Genomic DNA, 10,223 nt, shown 5'->3' with positions numbered 1-10,223 from the left:
AAATGATGCAGAATTGCGACCGAGGGTGAGCTGATAACATGACATGACAGGCAACAATCGACTCTCGCCAAGGCATTGACGCGCGACCCCTGGAGTCGCCGATATTCACATTGGCATTATCTGGCCGCATGCCATCGGCCCGGACGACGACCGATCCATAGAACCTCTCCATGTGAACGCCGCTAGCGGCGTTCACATGGAGAGGTTCTATGGATCGAAACGGCCCCAGGCACTCTCATGACCTAAGGACTTTTGGACTAAAGCCGCTCGCCCAGACGGAAGCGAGATTGCGAAGGGCCGTCACTCGATTAGATGATGTGGTCCCTCCGGAGATCTCCCAGGTCCAATTCGTCGGGATGATCCAGTGCTATCTACAGCTACCCCATTGGCAGTTGTGTCGCGATTTCGGAATATTGTGCGCTTCGGCCTCCTTGCACCATGCACACTTTGGCTTGCCGGCTTTGATACACGCGCATCCCATGCGTTGCTCCAATCGAGAGGATTTTGCTCGAAGACTAGCACGGCTTATAAGCGATAGTCGATCTCAGCTTCGATTCCGATACAAGACAAGTCGAGAATAGAGTCTTGTTCAAGCTGTGCATTAACCGCATAATTGTTCTCGGATCACCGGTTCTGCGCGATTATTCTGCCGGTTCGTTCTGGATGACCCGAAGCCTCGCCGAAACTCGGCGGGCCTCGGCATCGCGGAATTGAGCTTCGTATAGGTCCTGCGCTCGGTCGAACGCGGTGCGCGCGGTGCAGAAGTCGCCAGTCGCAACGTATGCCTCGCCGAGATGCTCTGCCACGATCGCCTCGAAATGCCTGTCCGTGTTCGCCGCGCAGATGGCAAGTGCGCGGGAGAAGTGACGCACTGCCTGGTCGAGCCGTCCCGCGAGCTGGGATATGTGCCCGAGATTGTCGAGTGCTCCGGCGCAACCGGCCAGGTCGCCATTGTTCTCGTGCAGGGTAAGTACCCGTTCGGTCTCCCGCCGCGCGGTCTCGTAGTCACCGAGTTCCGCAAACTGACGGGCCATTCGGTTCCGCGCGCGAGCCTCGCCGTGCGCGTCTCCGTTGACACGGTATAGCCGGAGCGCCGCACGGGAATGGCGGAGGCTGGCGGCATGCCTGCCCGCAAGTGAGTACAAGCGTGCCAGATCGTGTCGGGTATGTGCCTGACCGACCAGGTCGTCCTGGTCGCGAGCGGCGCGCAGGGCTCGGTCCAGGTGCCGTTCCGCGTCCGGGAACTGCAGAGTATGGGTAAGGGCTCGACCGAGCTGCCGTTCCGCAAGCGAGATCGCTAATGGGTCGTTGAGTCTCTCGGCGGCTCGGACACCTCTACGGGAAGTATCCACATTGTCCTCCAGGAGCGCTTGGTGGTGCTGGTAGGTGTCCAGAAGGCGGGATGTCCACCACACCTGCCACCACCAACCGCACTGCTCGGCGAGGTGTTGCACGGCCAACACGTGCTTGTATTCGGCCGTGAACCAAGCGAGCGCGGAGGCCCCGTCGGCGAGCGGTGCCACCGAGACATGTTCGACCGATTGCGCGGGACCTATCTGTGCCCGATACGGGTAGAGCAGCCGATCCGCCTTGTAGGCCGCGCCAACGTACGAGTCAACGAGTCGTCGTGCGGCGGCTTCCCGTTCCTTGACCGAGTCCTGTTCTTCAGCGAGCTCTTTCGCGTGCCGCCGTATCAGTTCGTGCATCTGATAGCGGTGCGGCGCGGGCTGCTCGAGGAGGTTTCGGACCTCGAGTTCACCGAGCAGCGAAGTGGCCCGCCGCAGAGGGATACCCAGCAAGCTGGAGGCGGCATGGCGGCCGATCTGGGCGACTGGCGCGAAACCGAGAAGCCGGAAGGCCCGCGCCAGCTCTGGCGCGAGCTGGGACGTCGACCAGGAGAACACGGAGTGCAGCCTCATCGACTCCGCACCTGCGTCGAAGCCGCCCAAATCCTCTGAAGCGTCGCCCAGTTCATCCGTCAGCGCGGACAAGGGAAAATCGGGGTGGCGCGAAGCGCGGGCGGCAACGATGGACAAGGCCAGCGGCAGGCCGCCGCAATGGTCGACGAGGTTCGCAAAGGCATCCGGGTCCGCGTCGACAGCGTTCCTGTTGATGCGCCCAGCAAGCAGTGCGACTGACCCGGCGCGATCGAGTGCGCCCAGTCGAACCCGGTGGATACGCCCGAATCGCAAATCGACGAGTTGGTTGCGGCTGGTCACGACAAGAGCTGCCGGGGCTGCCGCAGGGAGGATCGGGGTGACCTGATTGGCGTCGACTGCGTTGTCCAGTACTACCAGAACTCGCTTGCCGGTGAGCCGGGTACGGAACATCGCGGATGCGGCGCCAACGTCTGGTGGTATCGAGGAAGCCGGGACGCCCATTGCGGTCAGGAATCCGCGAAGCACTTCGACCGGTGCCGCTGGTGGCTCGCGACCGCCGACACCCCCGAGGTCGGCGAACAGCTGACCGTCCGGGAACTCTTCGAGGTGTCGATACGCCCAGTCCAAGGCGAACGCCGTCTTGCCGATACCGCCGGGTCCGTCTATCGCGGCGACAGGGAGGGTGTCCATGCGGCCGGCTGCCATGATCGCTTCGCTCAGTACCGCCGTCTCGGCTTCCCGTCCGGCCAGCAGCCACGGCCGGGCCGGGAGCTGACGTGGCACGGGTAGGTTGTATGCCTCCGATGCCCCGACGTGGATTCCACCGGACACGTTGTCGGCCTGCACGACGGCCTGAGCCTTGCCGTGCATGGAGTTCTCGGTGGATCCCGTCATCAGCCGGTGTCCTCGCCGCCTTCTCGTGTCGATACATTGTAGTACTGGAAACCCTGCAGGGAAACTGAAAGCTGTGACGACCGGCCTTGTCGTGCTCAGGCAAAGGGGATCAACATGGACGGTGATAGCCCGGGGCGACTGGGGCCCCCGAACGCTGCCGGCGCGGTGCGGGCGGCGATCGCCGGTGTGACAGCGGGCCGCCCGGTCTTGGGAATGGCCGTACCACCCGCCCGCGTCAAGGTCGAGCAGTCCGCGGTAGGCGCCGAGGTACTCGTCGACACTACAACTGGCGCAGGTCAGCTATCGGTTCGGTGCTTGCACGAGCTCGCGGAGGGCGAGGTCGCGGCCCTGCTCGACTGCGAGCTGCCGGTGAACCGCACGCTGCTCCTGATCCCCCGCGACGGGTCCGCCGCTCAGCTTGAACTGCTCGCGGGCTTGCGCACGCTCGCGCACCGGGCGTCGATCACCCCTGACAGCGATCGCTTCGTAGCAGAGATCATGCGCACCGATCTGCATACGAGGGCCCGCTCGCTCCTGACCCTGATGCACGGCAACGCGGCGACCACTGAACACCGGCGGCGGGTCCACGCCCTCATGCGCCGACTGCGGGTGCCGCGGCCTGCCGAAGTGAGAGATCTACTGCTCATCAGCATCGACGACCCGGCCGCTGCGGTGCGGGCCGAGCGCCGCTTCGAAGAGGTGGAGATCAACTGGCCAGCACCGGCTGACCTCGCCGCGGAGACACCCGCGGCAACAGCGAACCGTGAACGAGTCGTCTTGGTTCCCGGACAAGGAAATCCGGCGGAGGAGCGAACCCGCCGCGAGCTTCTCGACCAGATTTCCCACTTGCTCGCCGACAAGGAAGCCCCCGCTCGGGTCGCATTGGTCGCCGAGGGAGGGATGGGCAAGTCCTCTCTGGCGGTACGGATATGCCGGGACCTGGAAAGAGGCTATGACGTTGTCGGCTGGCTCTCCGCGACGAATTCCGAGACCTGGCGATCATCGGTGGCGCTGCTGGCCGAACGCCTGGGCCTAGAGGACGCCGAGCCCGAAAAGTTGTGGTCAGCGCTGGGCCGTCACCGCACAGCGCTGATCGTCGTGGACGACGCTCCGGAGCCGGACACCTTCGCCGCCCTGCCTCCTTGGACGCCCGGACTGCATGTTCTCATCACGTCGAAGTCGATCCGCTGGCGCGCAGAGGCGACGGTGAAAGAACTCGCGTTCCTGGACGAGGACGACGGCGTGGAATACCTCCTCGCTCGCACCGGCGCCGAGAGCGAACGGCTGGCGGCCGCGATCACGCGCCGACTCGGGGGCTTCCCACTGGCGCTCGAGCAGGCGGCGGCCGTGGTCGTGGACGGGCTGTCGCTGCGGGGCTGGCTGGATCGCTACGGCGACGAGCCTGTCTCGGGTTCGGGGTCTCTGAAGCAGGCATGGGAGGTCCGCCTCGCCGAGTTGCGTACGCGCCACCCGGACGCGTTGGACCTCCTACGGATACTGTCGTGCGCTCAGTCCACCCCGGTCCCGGGCGGACTGCTGGCCACGCTCGGTGCGGACTTCGACGATCCGGCCGCCGCCGTGTGCGCCGACACGGAGCGTCGGGACGCCGCCGTCGCTCAACTCCGGGCGCAGGCGCTGATCCGGACCGGCGCCGATGAGGAGACGCTCCTGGTCCATCCGTTGCTCGCCGAAGCGGTCCGAGATGACCCTGATCTCGGCGTGGCCAGGATCGCGTTGCTCGTCGCCGCCGCCGCCGGTCATCTCTTGGACTCTGACGACATCAATGAATCGGACCGGTGGTCACGGACCATGACGCTGTCCGCCGTCGCCATCGCGGCGTGCGGCCTGGTATTCCACACCTCCAGGCTCCGACCAAGGAGCGTCTCCCGTGACGAATTGCGCGGCCTTGCCACCTACGCCCTATGGCACCCTACCTCGTACCTGCACGAACGCGGCGCATCCCGAGTGACGTATCGCACCTCCATGCTCGCGCTTGCGATGCACGGCGACGAATCCGCCGCGGCGGCCATGCTCGATCGCTTCGCAGAGGTGGTGGACACCTTCGGAGATCTCGACAGGGCGGAGGTCGTACCCGCGGAACAGCTCGGCCACGTCCCGCCCGGGGAGGCCCGGATGTCCGCGGCGCGATGGCTCAATGAGATCGCTAGCCTGCTCATGGACGTCGATTTGGCGTCCGCCGAGGCCTATGCGCGTCGAGCGCTGGCCATTCTGCCTCGCAGGCTCGCCGGGGCGGGTGAGTTGGACGGCGTGCCATGGCCCGACGCGATCAGGATCGAGATCCAGAACAACCTGGGATTCATTCGCTTGCTTCGCGAGGACTTCCGAGAATCGAAGGCCCTCTATGACAGTGCGCTTCGCCGATTGCTGTCGTTTCCGGAGGGAGCCAACAACACCAAGTATGCTGAACTGCTGAGTAATCGCGCCTTGGTGCTGCTCGAACGTGGATTGCCCGAGAGAGGGAGGCGCGATTTCGCTGCCGCCTCGGAAGCCGCACGCGTCAGTTCCCAGGGCCCTGATGTGTTGTACAACGTGGAAAACAATCTGGCTCTCACCGAGCACCAGACATGGCGCCTGCGATCCGCGCACCGCAGGCTTGCCACAGGGCTGCAATGGCTGCGAGGTCGCGAGGCACCACAGAGTACGAGCGTCCTCATCGAGCAGTGCAACCTCGGGCGGGTCTTGTATGACATCGGTGCCACCGACGAGGGCTTCGACCTGACCCACAGCTCTTGGCGAATCCTGGCCGATCGGCTCGGCGCGGAGGACCGCGAAACGATCATCCGCAGGATGGCCCTTGCGGAACTGCAACTCGCCCGCGGCGATCGCCGTGCGGCCCAAAAGGCCGTTCTGCTCGACTTGAAGGCAGCGGACGCCGCGGGCACCGGCGAGCCGGTCTGGGCTGCGGTCCACCGCCTCCGGTCGGCATGGCTGAGCGGCGTTGCGGCCGTGCCTCCGGATACGGCCCGCGACCTCGCTCAGGCAGTCGAGCGAGCGTTCGGGCCGACGACCTCCCACGCGGCGATGGCACGGGGATTCCTGGCGGCCTGGGCACTGGCCGATCCGACTGCGGTGACGGAATTCGACATCGGTTCCGCGGTTGCCACCGTAGGGGTCGCTGCACGGTCCATCGGCCGCGAACATCCCCTGACATTGCTGGCCACTGCCCGACTTGCGCTGCTGCGCTCGGATCTCGGGCGACACGCCCGTCCGCTACGCGCGGGTGGAGGCCGACGCCTACTTGCCACAATGGACTCATTGACCAGTCCGGGTGCGGACGGATTCGCCGAGGACCTTGCCCGACACGGCCAGCATCCGGTAGATCCGACCCGGCCGGGCTGGGAGGCGGAGCGCCTGCTGCATCTGATCATCGACGGCGTCGCCGATCTCGATTCCAGCGAGGAGCTCTGCTGGCGTGCGAATGCCGGACGACTGGCGGCCCTGGCCCGGGCACCGGAAGCCGGCGCGTTGCTCCGGGACGTGGCGGACGCCAGCGCGGCGCTTTACGGGCCACTGCATCCATGGACGCTGCTGAGGGAGGCCGCGGCGGCGATCGCCGCGGATGACCCGGAAGCATTGCGTGCCGTCGCGACCGCCCCGGTCTGGAATTGAGCGCAGAGCATGAGTGAGACACCGCGGCACAGTAAGCCCACCGATCAGAACCAGCGGGTCTTCATCGTCTGGGCACATCGGGATCGACGCTGGAGCGCCGAACAGGCCGGCCAGTACAGGCGGACGGTGACGGAGTTCGTCCGCCTGCTCGACGAAGTCAAGGGCTTGGAGGTCGAGGCGGACCTCTTCCACTTTGATGAACCGGTCGACTTCACTCGCTGGGGACCGGAAAAGGTTGAATGGGCGGATACCGTCATGATGATCAGCAGCGACCCTCTCTGGGAGCGATGGTCCGGACGCAACCCCCAGCAGGAGGGAGCGGGTGCGGCCCGCGAATGCGACGCCCTGCACGGGCTGTTCGACGCCGACCAGGAGACGTTTCAGCAGAAGGTCATTATCGTGGTCTTGCCCGGTGGCACAGACAAATCGGTGCCCTACGACCTTAGTCGCGTCCCGCGCCGCACGGTGGACACAATATCGGTGCAAGGAGTGGAACATGTACTGCGCCTCGTGCTGCGCAAGCCTCGCCACGCGCGCCACACCGACAAAGTTAAGGTGGACCTGCCGCCCTATGACTCCCAACCCGACATACCGGAGAACGAGGGGCAACCTACGACGATCCCGGGTATGCCAGCGCACCGGGCGCAGCACCTAGCTGCTGAGCGAGCTCGCCATCAAGGCGACAGGATAGGTGTTGCAAGGAACCTTGAGGGCGACAGCGACCCGGATAAGGACGAAATATAGCGCCTGTTTCAACCTGATGGGTTCTCTCAGTCGCTGAGGATTTGGACGGCTTAGGGCCTGTCCTGTGCGGATCGCGGCGGTCCAGATGGAAGATCGACCACTGCTTGAACTGCGTGTACCGATGTTCGCCGAGTCCACGCAGACGGACGTGGAGCCATCTGCACTCCTTCTGCCACTCGGACTTGTCCCGGCCTTTGAGCGGCGCGGGAATGAGGTCGTTGTCGAGTCTGCCATAGCCCTTGTCGCCCACAGCGAGCAGAAGGAAACGAGCACGCAGGCTGGTGCGAGGTGGTTTTGTGACTACCCTTGATGTTTTCGCAGGTAGATCGGGGCAACCGCCTTGGTCTTCCAAACCAATGACGCGAGTTCGATTCTCGTCGCCCGCTCATCCCCCTGAACAGGGAAAACGCCCCCGGTTCCGATCATCCGATCGAACCGGGGGCGTTCTTTTTCCCCACAGGTGTGCGACTGATGGCGACCCGTGGCGGCCGTGCGCAAGATTTCGAGGACACACCCAGGTGGAAAACCGAACCCTGTCTATGTGGACAGATCTTCGGCTCCGCCCCCGCAACCCGCCGCTTCAGGCCCCTTCCCCGCCGACGCTCTCACCCAGTCATCGGTCTCCAAGCCGGCGAACCCGCCGCCGACGATGACGACCCGTGGTGTCGTGTTCATGTCCCCTCCCGAGGTGTATCAGCGCCCCTCAATACCAGCACCGGAACTCCGTTCGCGGCAGCGACCAACCGCTCCGCCCAGCGGGACCTCGGTCCCTGTACCCGAGGGTTCATTGTCCCGCGAAGTCGCGGACCGAGGCGGCGATCGCCATCAGGGCGGCGCGAGCGTCGGCGAAGAGCATGCCGGTCTTCGGGTTCGCGAACAGCTCGTTGTCCATCCCCGCATAGCCGTGGCCCATGGAACGTTTGATGACCACGATCCGCCGGGCGGCGTCGACGTCCAGGATCGGCATCCCCGACAGGGCGTTGCCCGGCCGCCTCGCGGCCGGGTTGGTCACGTCGTTGGCGCCGACGACGAGCGCGACATCGGCCTGCGGCAACTCGGCGTTGGCCTCGCCGAGCTCTTTCATCTGCGGGTACGGCACGTCGACCTCGGCGAGTAGCACGTTCATGTGTCCGGGCATGCGCCCGGCGACCGGGTGGATCGCATAGTCCACGACTACGCCGCGCGCTTCGAGCAGGCGTGCCAGCGCGGCGAGCTCCTGCTGCCCGCGCGCCGCCGCGAGCCCGTAGCCCGGGACCACGACGACGCGCGACGCGTAGGCGAGCTGAATCGCTACGTCCGCGGCGGTGACCGGCCGGGCCGGGCCGGCGGGGCCGGCCACGGCGGGTTCGTCGCCGGTGCCGAAGCCGCCGGCGATGATCGAGGTGATCGAACGGTTCATCGCGTCGGCCATGAGTTTGGTCAGAATGACACCCGAAGCCCCGACGATGGCGCCGGCGATGACGAGCGTCGGCTCGTCGAGCACGAATCCTGCCATCGCGACCGCGATCCCGGTGCAGGCGTTGAGCAGTGAGATGACCACGGGCATGTCGGCGCCGCCAATCGGCAGGACCATGGTGACGCCGAAGGCCAGTCCGGCGCCGAGCGCGAGCAGGAGCGGGGCCGGTCTGTCCGGCTCCAGCGACAGCCACACGATGCCGACGGTGAAGACGGCAGCGATCACGAGGTTGACGATTCGGGCGCCTCTGAAGGCCGCCAGTGGACGCGATGGCACGACGCCTTGGAGTTTCCCAGAGGCGATCAGGGACCCAGAGAAGGTGATCGCGCCGATGACGATGTCGAGGCCGCCGGGCAGGGCGACGCGGACGCCGAAGTCGCCGTCGAGCAGATGACCGACGGCCAGCAGTGCGGCGGCGCCTCCGCCGACGGCGTTGAACAGGCTCACCAGCTGCGGCATGGCGGTCATCCGGACGCGCCGGGCCAGCCGGAGTCCGGCCAGGCCGCCTGCGGCGGCGCCGACGGCGAGGACGGTCCAGCCGACCGCGGTGACGGTGCCGCGGTCGACGATGATCGCCGCGGTTGCAGCCACCGCTACGGCCATGGCCGTAGCGGAGAGGAGGTTCCCCCGTCTCGCGGTGGCCGGGGACTTCATCAGGCGCAGTCCGATGACGAAGCAGACGGCGGCGGCCAGCAGCGCGTAGCGGGCGACGGTCTCGATCTCGTTCACGGCCGTTCCTGTCGCTCGGGCTCGCGCGCGGGGGCGCGGAACATGTGGAGCATGCGATCGGTCACGGCGTAGCCGCCGACCACATTGGCCGCGCCGAAGGCGACCGCGGCGAACGCGATCGCGTATCCGAGTGCGTCGTCGGCTGCCGAGGCCACGAGCATCGCGCCGATGAGGACGATGCCGTGGACGGAGTTGGTGGCCGACATCAGCGGCGTGTGGAGCGTGGCGGGGACCTTGCTGATGACCTCGAAGCCCACCAGCAGGGCCAGCGCGAACAGCGTCACCACGGTGAGCAGGTCGGCGGTCATGCCGCGATCCCTTCGGGCAGGTGGTGGTCGATGTGTTCGGAGACGACGCGATTGGCGATCGCCCCTTCGTGGGTGATGAGGGCGCCCGCCTGGATCTCGTCCTCGGGGTCGATGCGCAGTTCACCGTCGGGCGCCAGGTGCTTCAGCAGCGCCGTCACGTTCCGGGAGTATGCGGTGGAGGCAGCGGGGGCCATCTCGGAGGCCAGGTTCGAGGCGCCTATGAGGGTCACACCGCGGGTCGGTTCGAGGGTGGTGTCGGGTTCGGAGCCGGCGATGTTGCCGCCGAGCGCACTGGCGGCGAGATCGACGAGGACCGAGCCCGGGGCCAGTTTCGCGATCGCAGCCTCGGTGACCAGGAGCGGCGGTTCGCCGCCGGGGACCTGGGCGGTGGTGATGACGATGTCGAAGCGGCCGATGCGCTCGACGAGCCGCTCGCGTTGGGCGGTGCTCTCGTCCTCGGTGAGCACCCTCGCATAGCCGCCTTCGCCGGCCGCCTCGACGCCGAGGTCCAGGAGGTCCGCGCCGAGCGACTTCGCTTCGGCGGCGGCCGCGGCTCGCACGTCGTAGGCGGTGACGACCGCG

6 protein-coding genes are annotated in these 10,223 nt (G+C 66.3%); 2 read left to right on the top strand and 4 right to left on the bottom strand.

Features of this window, described 5'->3' with window-relative positions; genetic code table 11:
* Positions 1 to 641 precede the first annotated feature (641 nt).
* Positions 642 to 2,774, bottom strand: coding sequence for a tetratricopeptide repeat protein (locus JFB92_RS21320; RefSeq protein ID WP_199043358.1), 2,133 nt, complete (start codon positions 2,772 to 2,774; stop codon positions 642 to 644).
* Positions 2,775 to 3,089: 315 nt separating this feature from the next.
* Between JFB92_RS21320 and JFB92_RS21315 the strand changes: the two genes are divergently transcribed.
* Both JFB92_RS21315 and JFB92_RS21310 read left to right on the top strand, forming a co-directional pair.
* Positions 3,090 to 6,404: an NB-ARC domain-containing protein gene (locus JFB92_RS21315; RefSeq protein ID WP_199043357.1), complete on the top strand. Its 3,315-nt coding sequence runs from the start codon at positions 3,090 to 3,092 to the stop codon at positions 6,402 to 6,404.
* A gap of 9 nt (positions 6,405 to 6,413) precedes the next feature.
* Positions 6,414 to 7,148: a hypothetical protein gene (locus JFB92_RS21310; RefSeq protein ID WP_199043356.1), complete on the top strand. Its 735-nt coding sequence runs from the start codon at positions 6,414 to 6,416 to the stop codon at positions 7,146 to 7,148.
* A 784-nt stretch (positions 7,149 to 7,932) separates the two neighbouring features.
* Here the strand turns inward: JFB92_RS21310 and JFB92_RS21305 are convergent.
* The 3 genes from JFB92_RS21305 to JFB92_RS21295 form a co-directional block, all read right to left on the bottom strand.
* On the bottom strand, positions 7,933 to 9,333 hold the full coding sequence (locus JFB92_RS21305; RefSeq protein ID WP_199043354.1) for an NAD(P)(+) transhydrogenase (Re/Si-specific) subunit beta: 1,401 nt from the start codon (positions 9,331 to 9,333) through the stop codon (positions 7,933 to 7,935).
* The gene (locus JFB92_RS21300) at positions 9,330 to 9,641 is read right to left on the bottom strand and encodes an NAD(P) transhydrogenase subunit alpha part 2 (RefSeq protein ID WP_199043347.1); all 312 of its coding nucleotides are present in this window, start codon (positions 9,639 to 9,641) and stop codon (positions 9,330 to 9,332) included. Before JFB92_RS21300 ends, JFB92_RS21305 begins: the two co-directional genes overlap by 4 nt.
* Positions 9,638 to 10,223 (bottom strand): Rossmann-fold NAD(P)-binding domain-containing protein (locus JFB92_RS21295; RefSeq protein ID WP_504778937.1); only part of this gene is annotated, 586 nt, incomplete at its 5' end. The genes JFB92_RS21300 and JFB92_RS21295, both read right to left, overlap by 4 nt.

Source organism: Glycomyces salinus (assembly GCF_016428645.1).
Classification (GTDB): Bacteria; Actinomycetota; Actinomycetes; order Mycobacteriales; family Micromonosporaceae; genus Glycomyces; species Glycomyces salinus.
Note: the sequence above shows the minus strand (reverse complement) of the source record. Positions and strands in the feature narration are given on the sequence as shown.